This is a genomic window from Teredinibacter franksiae, from assembly GCF_014218805.1.
In the GTDB taxonomy this organism is placed as follows: Bacteria; Pseudomonadota; Gammaproteobacteria; order Pseudomonadales; family Cellvibrionaceae; genus Teredinibacter; species Teredinibacter franksiae.
The window spans coordinates 2,632,990-2,649,831 of the sequence record NZ_JACJUV010000001.1; the positions used below are offsets into that span (position 1 = coordinate 2,632,990).

General features: G+C 48.6%; 15 protein-coding genes. 6 read left to right on the forward strand and 9 right to left on the reverse strand.

Annotation, left to right across the window (positions count from 1 at the left end; all coding sequences use genetic code 11):
• Positions 1-37: 37 nt before the first annotated feature.
• The 4 genes from H5336_RS10940 to H5336_RS10955 form a co-directional block, all read right to left on the reverse strand.
• Positions 38-3,154, reverse strand: coding sequence for an efflux RND transporter permease subunit (locus H5336_RS10940; RefSeq protein ID WP_185234115.1), 3,117 nt, complete (start codon positions 3,152-3,154; stop codon positions 38-40).
• A gap of 10 nt (positions 3,155-3,164) precedes the next feature.
• Positions 3,165-4,061 carry an efflux RND transporter periplasmic adaptor subunit gene (locus H5336_RS10945; RefSeq protein ID WP_185234118.1) on the reverse strand — a complete coding sequence of 299 codons (897 nt, stop codon included), beginning with the start codon at positions 4,059-4,061 and terminating at the stop codon, positions 3,165-3,167.
• A 32-nt stretch (positions 4,062-4,093) separates the two neighbouring features.
• Positions 4,094-5,356, reverse strand: a complete 1,263-nt coding sequence (locus H5336_RS10950) for a TolC family protein (RefSeq protein WP_185234120.1) — start codon at positions 5,354-5,356, stop codon at positions 4,094-4,096.
• Positions 5,357-5,452: 96 nt separating this feature from the next.
• Positions 5,453-5,788 carry a hypothetical protein gene (locus H5336_RS10955; protein WP_185234122.1) on the reverse strand — a complete coding sequence of 112 codons (336 nt, stop codon included), beginning with the start codon at positions 5,786-5,788 and terminating at the stop codon, positions 5,453-5,455.
• A 133-nt stretch (positions 5,789-5,921) separates the two neighbouring features.
• Here H5336_RS10955 and H5336_RS10960 point away from each other — a divergent pair, with 133 nt between their 5' ends.
• Entirely contained in the window at positions 5,922-6,170 is a 249-nt protein-coding gene (locus tag H5336_RS10960) for a TM2 domain-containing protein (RefSeq protein ID WP_185234124.1), read from the forward strand.
• Between the two features lie 49 nt (positions 6,171-6,219).
• On the opposite strand, the gene H5336_RS10965 is transcribed toward H5336_RS10960, so the two are convergent.
• Positions 6,220-7,314, reverse strand: coding sequence for a GDSL-type esterase/lipase family protein (locus tag H5336_RS10965; RefSeq protein ID WP_185234126.1), 1,095 nt, complete (start codon positions 7,312-7,314; stop codon positions 6,220-6,222).
• Between the two features lie 123 nt (positions 7,315-7,437).
• Between H5336_RS10965 and rrtA the strand changes: the two genes are divergently transcribed.
• From rrtA to H5336_RS10985, 4 genes are all read left to right on the forward strand, one after another.
• Complete coding sequence (gene rrtA / locus H5336_RS10970; protein ID WP_185234128.1) at positions 7,438-8,064, forward strand: rhombosortase; 627 nt, start codon at positions 7,438-7,440, stop codon at positions 8,062-8,064.
• 77 nt (positions 8,065-8,141) lie between these two features.
• A complete protein-coding gene (locus H5336_RS10975; protein WP_185234130.1) occupies positions 8,142-10,082 on the forward strand; it encodes an acetoacetate--CoA ligase in 1,941 nt (646 codons plus the stop codon).
• Between the two features lie 24 nt (positions 10,083-10,106).
• Positions 10,107-10,520, forward strand: coding sequence for a hypothetical protein (locus tag H5336_RS10980; RefSeq protein ID WP_185234132.1), 414 nt, complete (start codon positions 10,107-10,109; stop codon positions 10,518-10,520).
• A gap of 32 nt (positions 10,521-10,552) precedes the next feature.
• Positions 10,553-11,182: a MarC family protein gene (locus H5336_RS10985; protein ID WP_185234134.1), complete on the forward strand. Its 630-nt coding sequence runs from the start codon at positions 10,553-10,555 to the stop codon at positions 11,180-11,182.
• Positions 11,183-11,280: 98 nt separating this feature from the next.
• Here H5336_RS10985 and H5336_RS10990 read toward each other — a convergent pair whose 3' ends face one another.
• The 4 genes from H5336_RS10990 to glyQ are packed head-to-tail and all read right to left on the reverse strand — an operon-like array spanning position 11,281 to position 15,474.
• Complete coding sequence (locus H5336_RS10990; RefSeq protein ID WP_185234136.1) at positions 11,281-11,703, reverse strand: DUF6524 family protein; 423 nt, start codon at positions 11,701-11,703, stop codon at positions 11,281-11,283.
• 10 nt (positions 11,704-11,713) lie between these two features.
• Positions 11,714-12,424 (reverse strand): lysophospholipid acyltransferase family protein, encoded by a 711-nt coding sequence (locus H5336_RS10995; RefSeq protein ID WP_221628036.1) that lies wholly within the window; start codon positions 12,422-12,424, stop codon positions 11,714-11,716.
• 27 nt (positions 12,425-12,451) lie between these two features.
• Positions 12,452-14,521 carry a glycine--tRNA ligase subunit beta gene (gene glyS / locus H5336_RS11000; RefSeq protein ID WP_185234138.1) on the reverse strand — a complete coding sequence of 690 codons (2,070 nt, stop codon included), beginning with the start codon at positions 14,519-14,521 and terminating at the stop codon, positions 12,452-12,454.
• A 2-nt stretch (positions 14,522-14,523) separates the two neighbouring features.
• Positions 14,524-15,474 (reverse strand): glycine--tRNA ligase subunit alpha, encoded by a 951-nt coding sequence (gene glyQ / locus H5336_RS11005; protein WP_185234140.1) that lies wholly within the window; start codon positions 15,472-15,474, stop codon positions 14,524-14,526.
• Between the two features lie 193 nt (positions 15,475-15,667).
• Between glyQ and pelA the strand changes: the two genes are divergently transcribed.
• Positions 15,668-16,825, forward strand: a complete 1,158-nt coding sequence (gene pelA / locus H5336_RS11010; RefSeq protein WP_185234142.1) for a pectate lyase — start codon at positions 15,668-15,670, stop codon at positions 16,823-16,825.
• Positions 16,826-16,842 lie beyond the last annotated feature (17 nt).

Below are 16,842 nucleotides of genomic sequence, written 5' to 3' on the forward strand. Positions count from 1 at the left end.
AAAATTTAATTTCTAATGCGATTATTCCGTTTACCTACTAATGACTTGGGCGTGCGCTTTTAGTGTGTACCCAGTGATATAACGCAGGCAAAACCAAAAGCGTTAATATTGTAGAGGACAAAATACCGCCTATAACCACTGTGGCCAGAGGTTTTTGAACTTCTGCACCTGTACCTGTGTTTAGTGCCATAGGCAAAAATCCAAGGCTGGCTACCAATGCGGTCATTAGCACGGGGCGCAAACGGGTGAGGGCGCCTTCAATAACGGCATTTAATAAGTCACCATTTTCGTTCCAGAGGTCGCGAATAAATGCGACCATCACTAAACCATTTAATACCGCAACCCCCGAAAGTGCGATGAAGCCAATGCCTGCGGAAATCGATAACGGCATACCCCTTAGGTAAAGCGCCAATACCCCTCCGGTTAGGGCAAAAGGTACACCGCTGAATATGACAAGTGCGTCTTTAATAGAGCCGAACGCCATAACGAGTATGGCTAAAATCATACCCAAGGTAATCGGTACCACAAGGCTAAGGCGCTGGGTGGCCGACTGTAATTGTTCGTAGGTACCACCGTAATTTAGCCAGTAACCCGGTGGAAGTTTAACCCGTTCTTGAATGCGCGATTGCGCTTCAGTAACAAAACTACCGAGGTCGCGACCGCGTACATTGGCTGTGACGACCACCCGGCGTTTACCATTTTCGCGACTTATTTGTGCAGGCCCCGGCGCCAATTTCAATTCGGCAATTTCCTCTAGGGGCACATAGTCGCCGTTGGCGAGCGGTACGGGTAAGAACGCAAGGTTTTCTACATCTCGTCGGATTGTTTCGGGTAAACGTACGATTAGTTCAAAGCGACGGTCGCCTTCGTACAACACCCCCGCGGATTCACCACCAATGGCGGCGGCCACCCAGTCTTGTAAATCGACTAAATGTAAACCGTAACGGCCAAGTGCAATACGGTTGGGTATTACCGATAGGGTGGGCAAACCTGTGATTTGTTCTAAGCGTGCGTCGGCAGCGCCGGGTATATCGTTTACTTCTTTTAAAATGGCGTTGCCAGCGCGCAGCAACTGCTCCATGTCGTCACCAAAAACTTTTATACCCAAGTCGGCACGTACGCCGGAAATTAATTCGTTAAAGCGCATTTGAATAGGCTGAGTAAATTCGTAATTATTGCCAGGCAGTTGTTCTAGTGCGTGCGAAATTTCGTTTACCAGTGCCGCCTTGGTTTTGGTTGGGTTCGGCCACTGATCGCGCGGTTTTAAGATAACAAAATTATCGGCAACATTGGGTGGCATTGGGTCGGTGGCGACTTCAGCTGTACCAATACGAGCGAAAACGCGCTCTACCTCGGCAAAAGAAATAATGCGCTTTTCCAAAGCCTCCTGCATACGTACCGATTGTTCCAGGCCTGTTCCCGGTATACGCATAGCGTGTAGCGCAATATCGCCTTCATTCAGTTGCGGAATAAATTCTGAACCCAGGGTAGTGGCCAGCCAAAAACAGGCGCCAACTAAAAAAGCGGCGACGGACAAAAGTAAAACCCGAAATCGTATGGCCAATGCGAGCAACGGCCTATACAGATACTTAATGGATGTTATGGCACGGCTTTCGGTTGTGTTAATTTTACCACGCAGAAAAATGGCCACTGCGGCGGGTACGAATGTGAGTGAAAGTCCCATGGCCGCGAGCAACGCCATCACCACCGTGGCGGCCATTGGGTGGAACATTTTCCCTTCTACACCCGTAAGCGAAAAAATAGGAATGTAAACTAAAGTTATTATGAGTATGCCGAATAGGCTGGGGCGGATAACTTCCACGGTGGCTTCGTATACGGTGTTGAGGCGTTCTTTTAATACCATGGGGCCGCGGTTTTGCTGTGCTTGTGCTAACCGGCGAACGGTGTTTTCGACAATAATAACGGCGCCGTCCACAATTAAACCAAAATCCAATGCACCCAAACTCATAAGGTTGGCGGACACGCCTGTTTTTACCATTCCGGTAATCGTTATTAACATAGAAAGAGGAATAACCGCTGCGGTAATTAGTGCAGCGCGTAAATTACCGAGTAGAAAAAACAGTACAGTAATGACCAGTAGCGCACCTTCAAGCAGGTTTTTCGCCACAGTAGCCATGGCCTTGTCTACTAGTGTTGTGCGATCGTAAACGGCGGTGGCGTTAACACCAGGGGGGAGCGATGCCTGCAGGCTATGAAATTTAGCGGCGACATTACGAGCGACGGTACGTGAGTTTTCCCCAATGAGCATCATGGCGGTTCCCAACACGGTTTCTTCGCCATTTTGTGTGGCCGCGCCAGACCGCAGTTCGCGGCCGATGGCGATGTTAGCCAAGTCGGCTATCTTTACCGGAATTTTGCTGTGCTCAGCAACAATTACATTGGCAATTTCGTCCATATGCGTGAGCTGACCGGGAGAGCGCACGAGTAATTGTTCGCCATTGCGTTCGATATACCCTGCACCTCGATTACTATTGTTTTTATTCAGGGCTTTCACAATGTCTCGGGTTGTTAGCTGATAGTAGAGCAATTTTTTCGGGTCGGGGGTAATGTGATATTGCTTGTTGTAACCGCCAATACTATTAATTTCAACAATGCCTTTTACCTGGGCGAGCTGCGGTTTAATTATCCAGTCTTGAATTTCGCGTAGCTCGGTTATGCTATAGGGCGCTCCCTTTGCGTTTTTAGCGCCGGGCTCAGCGCTTACGGTGTACATAAATATTTCGCCAAGGCCCGTAGTTGTAGGTCCCATTGCGGGTTCTATGCCGGCCGGCAATACCGTTTTTAAGGTCGCAAGGCGGTTATTTATTAGGTTGCGGGCGAAATAAATATCCGTACCTTCCTCAAACACAACGGTAACCTGGGATAACCCGTACCGCGATAGTGAACGCGTGTGTGCTAACCGGGGTAAACCGAATAGTGCGGTTTCAATAGGGTAGGTAATACGCTGTTCGGACTCCAATGGTGAATAGCCAGGTGCGGCCGTATTAATTTGAACCTGTACGTTAGTTATGTCGGGTACGGCGTCGATGGCAAGGCGTTGGTATTGCCATAGGCCCACGGCCGCAATCGCCAAAGAAAAACAAACAATAAGCAGGCGCCGGTCAATGGCGAAGCGCAAAATGGATTCGATCATTACGCGGCCCTTAGTGGTTATGCTCAGCTTCAGATTTTTCGAGTTCAGCTTTGAGTAAATAACTATTTTGTGCGACGTAATCTTCATTTACGCCTATACCCGAGATAACCTCGGTAAACTTGTCACTACGCAGCCCGAGTGCTAACGGGGTAAAGGTGTATTGCCCGTTGTGGTGCACAAATACGCCGGTTTCGCCATCCAGCGTTTGTAGCGCAGTATTGACGACGGCAACGGCAACGGATGTTTCGTCGACTATCACCTGGGCTTCCACCAGAGATCCGGGAAACAGGCCCATATCGTGGTTCTGCAATTGCACACGGGCCAACTGATAGGGCTTATTCAGCTCGGGAATAATGTGCGCGATTTGGCCGGAAATAATCTGCGCATTTACATTCATACTAACGTTAAGGCCGGGTTTTACTTGACGTTGCTGCGCGGGATAAATACGTAGCTCTGCCCAGAGGGTGTCGAAATTGGCTATAGAAAACAGTACTTGGTTTTGGGTTACTTCGCCGTTGTTGGCGTGGCGTTGAATGATTGTACCGGCGATGGGCGCGCGCACTGGGTATTGATTAAGGCTTTCGTTAGATTCTACTTCTGCCAGCAAATCTCCAGCTTTTACGCTATCACCTACGCTACCGTGTACCGTTTTTATCAAACCTGTGTAACGTGCGCGCACATGACTGAGCTGTTCCGCACCGGTAGTAAGTGTGCCGTAGCTCACTAGCGTGTGTTTGAGTACCTTCACCCCAGATAGTTGAGTTGTGATACCGAGCTGATTCGCCAGGGTTGGTAAAATATGTGTTGCGCGTAGGCTGTGGTCATCGAGTTTATGATTCTCCTCGGCGTGCGCGCCACAGGCTATTGCGCTAAGCAAAACGGTCAGTAATATGTTGTGAACGGTCATAATGATTTATTCCAAATCCGCTAGTAGCGGCCTTAAAGCGTTAAGGGTTGAGCGGTTAACTGCTCGACCAATGCCTGATTTAGCAATACGGTTTTTGCTGTATTAATTTTTTGGTGTCGCGCGCTTAGCAACTCCTGCTGTGCAATATGTAAATCCTGATAACTCAAACGACCACGGTCATAGGCTTCCCGGGTAAGCGCTAGTGCCTGAGTTAAAAGCGGAATGACCTCGTCTCGAAGTAACGCGAAAGCGTCGAGAAATTGTTGACGTTGTGAGTAGGCAGCAAACAATTGTTGTTGCAAGCGTAGCCGCTGCTCGTTGTTATACGAACGTAAAGCTAGCGCATCGGCCTGGGTTGCGCGCAATTGGCTATTGTTTCGGCTGTGGCTGCCAAGCGGAACAGAAAGGCCAAAGGTAAAAGCGCTATCGGCGCTTTGTTGTAAGCGGCGTATACCCATACTCCAGGTAATATCGGCCGAATTTTGCGTTTTTTGCAGCGCTATCGATGAATGTTGCAACCGTTCGCTACTTATCAGCTGTGCCACGGCCGGTGACTCCAGCAGTTGTGCCTGTAGCTCCTCAAGCGGACGTGCGTGGGCAAATACATACAGGTCGCCGCTTAGTGGCGGGGTTTTCTCCAGTGGTTTACCCCAAAAAATCGCTAATTCGCCTTTTTCACGCAGTAATTGTTGTTTAAAACCCATTGAGCGAATCCTTATTTGTGCCAGTGCGGCTTGGGCGCGAATCAATTCCGTTTGCGGCGCCGCGCCGCGTTTCACACGCTTGGTGATAGTGGCCACCAAGGCTTTGCCAAACTCGTTAGCTTCATGGCTGAGTTGCAACTGCGCTTGGGTGGCTAGTGCTGCGATATAGTGCTTAGTCAGCTGACCGAGTATGTCCAGCGCTTCTACTTGCTGGCTTGTGCGCATGACACCTAAGCGAGCAGCGGCGAGGTCCGTACGGCGCTGGCGTTTATTACCTAATTCAATAACGGACGAGAGTGAAAGTGTCGTTTCTGCGCCACTGCCGCCTTGGAACTCGCCGCTGCCAGCCATGTTTTCCACCTCTAGTGACAGCGCGTACCCCGGTCTTTGGCGGCTTCCCTCTACCAGGGCTGTGAGCGCTTGCTCGCGGTAGTTGAATTGCTGCAGTCGAGGGTGATGAGTAAGGGTTTTATGGATCGCGCCTGCCAATGTAAGTGTGTATTCACTTTCACTGCTAGCCATTGTTGATAATGGCTGGCATACCAGTAGTACGCACAGAGCTAATGTCGGTGCGTTGAATAAAATACGCATAGAGAACAGTTCCCCAATAGCGAATGGGTGAATATTAGTACGCGGCGCACTGACAATCTGCTGGAACCGCGCTCAATTTGAAGTGTGGTGAAAGGGTTAGGCGATAGGTGGGGGATTATCGGGTGCGGCAAAAACCGACGAATAGCCGCAGATGTAGCGGGCGTGTGAATTCAGCCGTTCAGTTGTGATAAACCGACCTGGCTGATGGGTAACATAAACTTGTGCAAGGCCGTGGCAATGGCAACAGTGTTGGCAGTCGGCTTCAGTTGCGGCCGCGTTCGACGGTTGAGCGTGTTTTTCGGCGTCGTGTTCGTACGTAGACGTGAAATGGCTGTTGTCTGTTTGGTGATACTGATGACTATCGGCCACGGCTGATAGTGACTGCAGGACAATCAATATAACAAAGAGATATGTAAGGCGGCGTCGCAACAAATATCTAATCCTGCAATGTGACTTGCGAATGGCTCGTGGTTCGATAGAGTAGCAGAAACAAGGGCCGTGTCACCATGGTAGCAGGTGCAATTCCACCCCACAAAAAATCTACGATTCACATAAGGAGTAGGTGATGTCGAATACTGTCCCTCCGGACGAAAGAATATTTGGTGAGAACGTTAGCCATAAAAACAAAGTACTGGCCGCCGTGCTGTGCTTTTGCTTCGGTATTTTTGGCGCCCACCGCTTTTATGTGGGTCGCCCGATTTCGGCTGTGTTTCAATTGCTGACCCTTGGCGGGCTGGGCATTTGGTCTTTCATCGATTTTATTATTATTTTGTTCGGTGAATTTGAAGACGACGATGACCTAAAGCTGGTTTAAGGCTAGATTGGTATACGGGTAAACAGACGGTTGGGCAGATAGGTGGTTGCTAGATGGCTGTAAGCCAAACCTGCACCGATAACCAATTAATCAGTTCGTCTGCCATAGCTTTGTGGTTGGCCACTCGTGGGTGCTGGTTGTGCCAGTGGTTAAAACTGAAATGGCTGATCTGGGTATCGTGCTCTTCTAGCGAAGCTACAACTCTTTCCCAGGGTTCTATTAAGGTTGGGTTTTGCGAGCCACCGTGCATGCCCCCTCTAAGAATCACAATGCGGCTATCGGGGTATGTTTTACGCATTGCGGTAACCAATTGAATATAGCGTGAAACAAAATCCGTCGGAAATTGACTGCCCATGGCCAATGGGTAGGCTATATCGTTTTCACCGAAATTCAGAAATACTACATTCGGCGCGAACGCTTCGGGTTGGGCAAGTGTGGCCTTGGGCTCTGGGTAGTAGCGATTCCAGAATTGATCGATAGTGTAATCTTCGAAGCCCACCGAAATACCGGTGCCGCTGGCGGCTATATTACGGTAGTCGGCATTAAAGTGGCTGGCGACCATTGCCGCGTAGCTCAGGGCACTATTATGGGTAGAGAAGTCTTCCCATTGGTCTTCATTGCCATCTTCGTTACAGGAGCCGACGGTAATGGAATCCCCGTAAAATATGAATCGAGTAGCATAGTGGGGTACATCCGGTTTTCGCACTGAGGCGCCTTCATCAATGCTAATACCACGAAACACAACGTGGCCCTTAGATGCTTCTGATCGCTTATATAATCGCAATTTATGCCAGCCACTGGCGAGGGAGAAGGGCAGGGCGACCAACCCGTTTTTTGCGCCAACGCGTTGTTTTTCTCCATCGAGTTCGACATCGAAATACACTTGATTATCCAGTCCAGAAAACCCAAGTTTTAAGCTGGTACCACTAAATTCAAGCTCGACGGTGGAGGCCTGCCAGATAACAACAGGTTTGGCCGGGTCGCTAAAATCAATACGTCCCTGATAACTGAAAGCTGGGTTGTCGGCGGCTATAAAGTGCTTACCCGGTTCATTTAATCGCGTACAGGCACTTAGCGTTAGGGCAATGCACATAAAAAATAGAGTGATAACCTTTATATAGGTACTATGGGAATTTTTAGGCATGCCAGAATCCTGAAAAATCTATCGAGCCCCTTGGCTTGCCGCCGTATTTTTAGCGGCTTAGTAAAAGGTGCTCAAGACGCCAAATCCAAGTGAAAACCGAGACAAAGCACGTTATAGGTCTATATGTCGTATCCGCCGCCGCATACTATCAACCCCATTATCGCATTCCAATGTATAGCGTTGGCGTTGTTCATAAGTGTATTGGCATTGTTAGGTGATTGGCTAAATCCGTATTTACTCTATCAGCGTGAAGCTGTTTTTGCTGGGCAGTGGTGGCGGCTGTTAACGGGGCATTTGGTGCACTTGGGCGTTTTACATGGGCTGCTTAACATTGCCGGGCTGTTGATGTTAGTGGCCGGATTTCCTGGGCTTTTGAGGCCTGTTACTTGGTGGATTGTAGGCTTATTATTGGCCGTTGGTATTAGTATTGGCTTCGTATTGATCAAACCAGAGCTTAGTTTCTATGCCGGGCTCTCGGGTGTACTGCATGGCTTGTTCACCCTATTGTTAATTGTTGCACTTGCACAGAAGCCGTTTCAGGCCAATCGCTTACTGTGGGTGGTTTTAGGTTTATTGCTGGCTAAGCTGGGTTATGAGCAGCTACCGGACTATAGCGCAGGCTATATCGAGCAGGCCATGGCAGCGCCTGTCATCGTTGATGCTCACCTCTTCGGCGCTGTTCTAGGCGCCATTTTTGCGTTTGCGATATTGTTTATACGTTTTTTTAAGCAACCCAGGTCGCTCTCATAGCTGGAAATTTGCTGTAACGCAGCATTTATTGAACTAAAATATAACCACCTAGTAAGCAGCGATTGGGAGTTTTACTTATGCTTTGGCAGGCCAGTGAAACACGTGCTCAAAATTCACAAATGAAGCGCTTTACTGACTATATCCGTGCCCGTCATGGATTGGAAAGTGACGACTATGCGGGGCTACACAAATTTTCGGTGGAAGAACCCGGCAAATTCTGGACAGAAATATTCAATTATTTTGATGTTATCTACCAGGGTGATACTACCCTCGCCGTTGCGGAGTTGGGCTTTGATACCTACGGATGGTTTCCACAGGTTAAGCTGAATTTCGCAGAAAACTTACTCGCGCACGGTAGTGAAGATACCATCGCGGTTAAATCACTGTTGGAAAATGGCAGTAGCCAGGAATACAGTTTCGCAAATTTACGCCGGTTGGTGGCGGGTTTTCAACAGCAATTAGGTACCAGCATTGGCCCGGATGATGTGTTGGCATGCTACATGCCCAACATTGCTGAAACCGTTATTGCCATGCTTGCAACCACCGCTAGCGGCGGAGTGTTCACCTCCACTAGCGCTGACTTTGGTATAGACGGAGTGGTCGACAGGTTCGGACAGGCGCGCCCAAGAGTGTTGGTTGCCTGCGCGGGCTATGAGTATAACGGTAGGTATTTTGACTGCGTACCTAAAATAGCCAGTATCACGGCAAACTTAGATTCCATTGAGCGAGTCATTATTGTTGATCGCTACGGTACCCAACCGGATATCAGTTCAATAGCCAATGCCGAGCTCTGGCAGCCCGAAAAATTTATAAGTGAGGGTGTGCAGGTTAATTACGTGCAGCGGCTATTTGCCGCGCCGTTGTATATCATGTACTCCTCAGGTACGACGGGTAAGCCAAAGTGTATTGTTCACTCTACGGGTGGAGTGTTGCTACAGCACATAAAAGAGCTGGGTTTGCACAGCGACTACAACCAACACAAAAATATATTCTTCTTTACCACCTGTGGATGGATGATGTGGAACTGGCTGGTTAGCTCGCTGTTCTTTGGTGGTACCACTACGTTGTACGAAGGCTCTCCAGCATTTCCTAGTTTTGAAAAGTTTATAGGTGTGATAAACCGAGAAAAAATTACTATTTTCGGCACCTCACCAAAGTATTTGAAATCTTTGGAAGACAGCAAAATAGATCTTTCAATAGTAAATTTTTCATCGCTAGAGACTATTTTGTGCACCGGATCCCCGCTACTACCAGAGCAGTTTGATTTTGTTTACAACCGTATAAAGCGCGACATCTTATTAGCGAGTATTTCAGGTGGTACCGACATTATTGGCTGCTTTTTTTTGGGCAATCCGATGATGCCGGTTTATCGTGGCGAATTGCAGTGTGCCGGATTGGGTATGGATGTAGCTTGCCTAGATGCGAATGGCGAGGCGGTTATAGAGCAAACCGGTGAACTGGTGTGCCGCAAAAGCTTTCCCTCCCGGCCTATCTATTTTTTAAATGACCCCGGTAACAAAAAACTGCACAACGCCTATTTTAATACCTACAAAGGTATTTGGTACCATGGAGATTTCATAAAAATTACTCGTCGAGGTGGCGCCATATTTCTTGGCCGTAGCGATGCCACACTCAACCCAGGAGGCGTTCGCATTGGTACCAGCGAAATCTATCGACAAACGGAGAACTTAGACTACATTGAAGACACCGTGTGTGTAGGCAAACGTGTTGCCGGTGATGTAGATGTTGTGCTTTTTGTCAAAATGAAAGTAGGCGAAGTGCTCAGTGAAACGCGTGTTGCTGAAATAAAGCAGCGCATTAAAGTGAATACTACATCTAGGCATGTACCCAAAGAGGTGTTGGCGGTAAGTGATATACCCTATACACGTTCGGGTAAAAAAATTGAATTGGCCGTATCGCGGATGATAAATGGGCAGGCCATCACCAATAGAGAAGCTATTACCAACCCAGACTGCCTGGAAGAATATGGCCGATTCTTTCAGTCTGAGGTGGCATAGCGTTGTATAAAAGGAGATTGTCACATGTACCCATGGATGTTTTGGTTGTGGGCTCCCCAGGTACACTACCCTTGGAGCGGCGATGTAAGGCAGCGTATAGAACCCGATATCAACGGGTTTTTTTCGGGTATAAAAGCCAGTGCGGGGAATAGCGAAGTTGAAAGAAAGGCATTCGAGTATGCAACGTACGGAAAACAACTAGGGTTAGTCACAAACCTGTTGTTGGATATTGCAGAACAACAAAAACCTGTTGGTGAAAAAGCTATAAAAGCCAAAGAAAAATTGGCGGAAATTAAAGACCACATAGAAACGCTAAAAATTCAAGCCACCAGCGCTAGCGTGGATAATCTTGTTGGCCAATTACAGTATTTGAAAAACAGCAGTGAGTCAGACTATGAACGGGTCAAGGTTAAGCTGCGCGCGTTGCTTAACCAATAATTTGCTTAGCGTTGCCTAAAAAGTAGATCTGAATGTTAGAACCCTTTGTTGTGAGTTTAACCACCTTTTTTGCCACCATAGGCCCTATAGATGTTGCGGCCATGTTTGCGGCACTTACGCCGGCTGCGAACGGCGAAGAAAGACGTAAGCTGGCAATACGAGCGGTGCTTATCGCTGGCGGTATCCTCATTGTTTTTGCTTTGGTGGGCGAACTACTCTTAAACAGTTTGGGTATTTCCCTCGCTGCGCTGAGAACCGCGGGTGGTATTTTGCTGTTGCTAATTGCGATAGATATGGTATTTGCCCGAAGTTCTGGCGGCACCTCTACGACGCCTGAAGAAACGGCTGAAGCCGCAGCAAAACAAGATATTGCCGTATTTCCCCTGGCTACGCCACTCATAGCCGGGCCCGGAGCCATGGGTGCGGTAATCCTATTAATGGCGAATGCCGAAGGTGATATAGCGGTACAGGCTATTGTACTCGTCGCCCTATTAGTAATACTGCTATTTACGTTTAGCTGCTTAATGCTAGCGGGCCATATCAATAAACTCTTGGGGGTAACCGGTATGCATGTGGTTACCCGCGTGGCCGGTGTTTTACTAGCGGCGTTGGCGGTGCAGTTTATTTTTGATGGGGTGGGGCAGAGTGGTATTTTTGTATGAGCGGAAGCTCATGGGTACATTACTTTTGGTACTGCTCCAGAAACTGGCCAGACGTTGTCTGGCCGATAAAAATAAAAATTTAGCGGCCATTGTCCGTACTAATTATCCACATCGTCCATATCAACCTGTCCGGTCATGCGACGGCGAATATGGGACCAAGAAATGCCGAAGGCAAGCATTAACGCCAATACCAATAAAACTACCCAACTAAATACCGAAACATTTACTAGGCTTAACCAGCCAAGATCGACAAACAACCAGATCAAGCAGCCAAAAAATACGCTTGCCAGTAGCAGCCCAACGACCCCTAACGAACGGAAAGTGGCGCGTAGGTATATTCCCCAACCAATAAGCAGTGCGGAAGCGCAAACCGCCAGTAGTGGGGTAATGGCTGGGAAAGTAAGCTTCAGCCAGTGGGCAAAGGAATAGCCACTGGGGTTATAGCTAACAAAAACCAACACTAATGCGAAAAGAAAACGAAGGCCAAATTGTGCCATCGAAAAAGGTTGTGCGTGAGCCATAGAGAGATCCTTACAAGCTTTTCATTTGAGTTTCAATCCAGTTTTCAACTTCTACAATTAACTCTTTGCTGGTTTTATTGTGTGATGATATAGGCGCGCCGACAACAACAGATATACATCCTGGATGTTTTTTAAAATCTTTCGGCGGCCAAAAAACCCCGGCGTTGAGGGCGATGGGAATAATCGGCTTACCCGAGGCAACAGCTATTTCGGCTCCGCTACGGGCATACTTACCTTTTTCTCCGTGGGCTGTTCGCGTACCCTCCGGAAAAAGCAGCAAATTGTAACCACTTTCCAGTCGCTGTAGTCCGCGCTCTTTAACTTTACGTAGAGCCTTACGCGGGTTGCTGCGGTCGATGGCTATCGGTCGTAGCGCTGCCAAACCCCAACCGAAAAAGGGAATGCGCAACAACTCTTTTTTCAACACCGTGGAAGCCGGCCAAAACGTATACTGCAGAAACAGCGTTTCCCAAGTGCTCTGATGTTTAGACATTATCACCACGGGTTCTCCGTGCTTAGGAATATTCTCCTGACCAACAACGCTATGACGAACCCCACAAATCACCCGCAGTAAAAAAACGGTAGCTCGCGTCCAGCTAATAATAATGCGATGGCGTATACGCAACGGCAAAAACAGTAGAAGCAGCGAAAGGATGCCGTAAAGGGCAGCCGTAATATTGTAAATAACTAAAAAAAGAGCCGAACGAGCATGTATAAACAAAGCGGCTTGATCCTTGGTAGTGTGAAATTATTTAACGGCCAATAGGGAAATATCGGCTACTTCTAAAAACAGATTCCGCAGTTTTTGCAACAAGGCTAGACGATTGTTACGTACCTGCTCGTCATCGGTCATTACCATTACATCATCGAAAAAGGTGTCTACAGGCTTACGCAATGCCGCTAGTAATTTAAGCGCCTCGGTATAGTTCGCTTGGTCGAGAAATGGCTGCGCTTGGGCTTCTAGCTTACCTAGGCTTTCGGCTAAGGCTTTTTCGGCTGGTTCACTTAGCAAATTTTCGCTGACCGTGGCGGCGGGAGCGGAATCAAGCTTGGCCAAAATGTTGGATACGCGCTTGTTGGCGGCAGCCAGTGCCTGTGCTTCTGGCAGTTGGCTGAATTCAGCAACGGCGTAAACGCGCTTATTAATATCCAGCGGGGTAGATAGGCCTTTTGCACTAACGGCCTGAAAAACTTCAGCGCTAATATTGGCTTCTTCGTACCAGGCCTTAAAGCGCTCGATCATATACGCAATAACGTCGTCTACGACCTTATCGTTGCTAAGTTGAGCAAAGTTGCTAGCGGAAAATGTAATGAGGTCACGCAAATCCAGTGGGTAATTTTTTTCCACCAAAATACGCAGGGCACCTAAGGAAGCACGACGCAGTCCGAAAGGGTCTTTAGAGCCAGTGGGCTTTTGGCCAATGCCAAAAATACCGGTAATGGTGTCTAGTCGATCGGCGAGCGCGATAATAGCACCGGTTGCGGTTGCAGGCAGGTGATCGCCGGCAAACTTGGGCATATATTGTTCGTTCATGGCCTGCGCAACTTCGTTATCTTCACCGTCGTTAATGGCGTAGTGATAGCCGGCAATACCTTGTAAATCGGCGAATTCGTAGACCATGCTACTAACCAAGTCAGATTTACACAGCTGTGCGGCACGGCTGACTTTTTTACTATCGGCACCCAACTTTTTAGCCATTAAGGCGGCGAGTTTTTCGATGCGCTCGGTTTTGTCGTAAATGGTACCAAGCTTGGCTTGAAATACTATTGTTTTCAGCCGTTGGCGCTGCGCCTCGAGCGTGGTTTTTTTATCGGTTTCAAAAAAGAATGCAGCGTCGGCTAGGCGGGGCCGAATGACTTTTTCGTTACCTTCGATTACCTGGGTTGAGTCTTTACTTACGATATTAGATAACGTAATAAAATTTGGCAGTAGGTTGCCATTGCCATCTACAACGTGGAAATATTTCTGATGTTCTTTCATGGAAGAGATTAATGCTTCCGCCGGTACCGACAAAAAGCGTTGTTCAAATTTACCGGCAAGCGCAACCGGGTATTCAACCAGTGCCGTTACTTCGTCTAGCAGGCCTGAGTCGATAACCGCCGTTCCACCTAGCAGCTGTGCCTGTTCGTTAACCTGCTTAACGATCATGGACTGACGCTCGCTAAAATCGGCGACTACGTGGCCGGTTTCGGCTAGCACACGACAATAGTCATTGGCGGCGTTTAGGCTGATTTCCTGGTTGTAGTGAAAACGGTGGCCGCGGGTTTTGTTACCCGATTTCAACCCAAGAATTTCACCATCAAGTACTTTGTCGTTAAGCATCATTACCAGCCAATGCACAGGACGAACAAACTCTGTGCGACTTGCGCCCCAGCGCATACGTTTGGCTATGGGTAGTTTAGCCAGCGAGGTGGTAACAATAGCGGTTAACAAATCGCTAGCGGCTTCACCACCGGCGGATTTATGGAATACGAGCTTATCGGCCTTACCGTCGTTTTCGGTTTGCAGTTCACTAATGGAAATTCCGTTCTTTTTGGCAAAGGCCTCCGCAGCCTTGGTTGGCTTGCCCTCGCCGTCAAAGGCTATTTTCGCCGGCGGCCCCCAAACCTTTAGATTTTCCGTGGGTGTGGTTTCGTCGAGTTCTTCTACCAGTAGTGCTAATCGGCGCGGTGTGGCATAAGCTTTAATGGTGCTGAAACTCAACTTTTTCTCTTTTAAGCCGTCTTCAACACCTTTACGAAAAGCGTTGGACAGTGTTTTTAAGGCGGTTGGTGGCAGCTCTTCGGTGCCGAGTTCTACTAAAAATTGTTGAGTCATGATTATTCTCCTCCGTCGGCTTTAACGCGATCTAACACTTCGTTGCGCAGTTGCGCTGGCGCAAGGGGAAACCCTAATTTTAGGCGCGCATCAAAATAGGCCTGAGCCACATTTCGTGCAAGGGTGCGTACCCTTAAAATAAAGCGCTGGCGCTCGGTAACAGAAATAGCCTGGCGGGCGTCGAGCAAGTTAAACGCGTGGGAGGCCTTCATTACCATTTCATAGGCCGGTAGTGGCAAGTCTTTTTCGATCAAGCGTGTAGACTCGGCTTCACAGACATCGAAGGTGTGGAACATAAATTCGACGTTGGCTTCAGAAAAGTTGTAATGGCTCATCTCCACTTCGTTTTGGTGGAATACATCACCGTAGGTGATTTCCTTTCCGTCGGGGTCGATGGTCCATACCAGGTCGTAGATAGAATCTTTGTTCTGCAGGTACATGGCGATACGTTCTAGGCCGTAGGTTATTTCGCCGGTAACCGGGAAACATTCGAGGCCGCCAACCTGCTGAAAGTAGGTAAATTGGGTAACTTCCATACCGTTTAGCCACACTTCCCAACCTAGCCCCCAAGCACCAAGGGTGGGCGACTCCCAGTTATCTTCTACGAAACGAATATCGTGCACCCCGGTGTCGATACCCAGTTGTTCTAGCGAACCCAGGTAAAGCTCTTGAATATTCGTGGGGGAAGGTTTGAGTACAACCTGAAACTGATAGTAGTGCTGTAAACGGTTGGGGTTTTCACCGTAGCGGCCATCGGTAGGGCGTCGACAGGGCTGCACATAGGCGCTATTCCAGGTTTCGGGCCCAATAGCACGAAGGAAGGTTGCGGGGTGAAAGGTACCTGCGCCCACTTCCATATCCAGTGGTTGCAGAATCACACAGCCTTGATCGGCCCAGTACTGTTGCAGCGCCAGAATCAGGCCCTGAAAGGTGGAAACGTCGGGTATAGACACAAATAGCTCACTTATTATGGGGTATTGAGTTGTAATAAAGGCGGCAATTATAGCGGGTGCGGAGTCGAGTTGGTACGCGCCCTTGTGGTAAATACCTACACAGAACAAGTATTCGAAACTTTGGCCTGACCAAAACCTAGAACCGGTCTATCATTCGCGGTCTCCCCAATATTTTCTTCTGGTGGTATCTATTATGAAAATTCTCTCCGTTGGTATTATCGCCTCCCTCCTCTTGCTGAGCGGTGGTGTTCAATCGAAGGGTTCTGAAGAGCAAGTGAAACAAAGCTGGGCCGACTATTTCCAGCGATCAAAAGACCACACGCAGGCATATCGCACGCTGTTACAGCAGGAGCTGGGGGAGAAGGAAGACTTCGAAAAGCCCAGTAAGGCTAAGGACTTTGGTCTGAACATGGAACAACCGCCCGCGTTTTATAAAACGCCAGAGGCGGCACGGCTGGCCGAGATTGTTATCAGCTACCAGACACCATCGGGCGGCTGGTCCAAGGCGGTAGACATGTCCAAATCGAAACGCCGACGCGGCCAGGGCTTTAGTGAAAAGCGGAAACATTATGTCGCTACTTTCGATAACGATGCTACCACTACCCAATTGAAGTTTTTGGCCAAGGCGGTGACTGCCACAGGCGAAAAAACATACCAAGAGGCTTTCCTAAAAGGCTTGGACTATATCTTCGATGCTCAGTATCCCAACGGTGGCTGGCCGCAAAATTACCCGGTTGAGGGCAAGTATCACGATTACATTACCTACAACGATAAAGCCATGGTAAGTATTTTGGAAGTAGTGCGCGACGTGGCATACGCAGAGGAAAGCTATCGTTTTGTGCCGCAAAGCTACCGCAAGCGCGCTGATCAAACGCTGCTTGGCGGTGTTAACTGCATACTGGATACCCAGTTAAAGGCCAAGGGTTCGATCGGTGGCTGGGCCGCGCAGTATCATGCTTTTTCGCTGCAACCCGAAATCGCTCGCGCATTTGAGCCAGACGGTATCGCCAGTCAGGAAAGTGCCGAAATAGCCCTGTTTTTAATGTCTCTGCAAAACCCATCACCGGCGGTAGTCCACGCGGTTGATGACGTTGTGACATGGTTTGGAAAAACCCGAATTACCGGCTATCGCTGGGAAAAGGGCATGCTAACACCCGATACCACGGCCAAACCCCTCTGGGCCCGCTTTTACGAATTGGAAAGCGACCGGCCAATTTTCGGTGACCGTGACGGCAAGGTCTACTACTCTGTGGCCGAAATTTCAAAAGAACGCCGTGAGGGGTATGGTTGGTACAAAACCTCACCCGCAAAGGTGCTTAAAAAGCATAAAAAATGGCGTACTAGCCAGTAGCGACCGCTATAAAAGTT

What these genes read in the sequence shown, in the direction of transcription:
- H5336_RS10940 (WP_185234115.1), bottom strand. Translation starts at nt 3,154, where the DNA reads ATGATCGAATCCATTTTGCGCTTCGCCATTGACCGGCGCCTGCTTATT.
- H5336_RS10945 (WP_185234118.1), bottom strand. Translation starts at nt 4,061, where the DNA reads ATGACCGTTCACAACATATTACTGACCGTTTTGCTTAGCGCAATAGCC.
- H5336_RS10950 (WP_185234120.1), bottom strand. Translation starts at nt 5,356, where the DNA reads ATGCGTATTTTATTCAACGCACCGACATTAGCTCTGTGCGTACTACTG.
- H5336_RS10960 (WP_185234124.1), top strand. Translation starts at nt 5,922, where the DNA reads ATGTCGAATACTGTCCCTCCGGACGAAAGAATATTTGGTGAGAACGTT.
- H5336_RS10965 (WP_185234126.1), bottom strand. Translation starts at nt 7,314, where the DNA reads ATGCCTAAAAATTCCCATAGTACCTATATAAAGGTTATCACTCTATTT.
- rrtA (WP_185234128.1), top strand. Translation starts at nt 7,438, where the DNA reads ATGTCGTATCCGCCGCCGCATACTATCAACCCCATTATCGCATTCCAA.
- H5336_RS10975 (WP_185234130.1), top strand. Translation starts at nt 8,142, where the DNA reads ATGCTTTGGCAGGCCAGTGAAACACGTGCTCAAAATTCACAAATGAAG.
- H5336_RS10980 (WP_185234132.1), top strand. Translation starts at nt 10,107, where the DNA reads ATGTACCCATGGATGTTTTGGTTGTGGGCTCCCCAGGTACACTACCCT.
- H5336_RS10985 (WP_185234134.1), top strand. Translation starts at nt 10,553, where the DNA reads ATGTTAGAACCCTTTGTTGTGAGTTTAACCACCTTTTTTGCCACCATA.
- H5336_RS10990 (WP_185234136.1), bottom strand. Translation starts at nt 11,703, where the DNA reads ATGGCTCACGCACAACCTTTTTCGATGGCACAATTTGGCCTTCGTTTT.
- glyS (WP_185234138.1), bottom strand. Translation starts at nt 14,521, where the DNA reads ATGACTCAACAATTTTTAGTAGAACTCGGCACCGAAGAGCTGCCACCA.
- pelA (WP_185234142.1), top strand. Translation starts at nt 15,668, where the DNA reads ATGAAAATTCTCTCCGTTGGTATTATCGCCTCCCTCCTCTTGCTGAGC.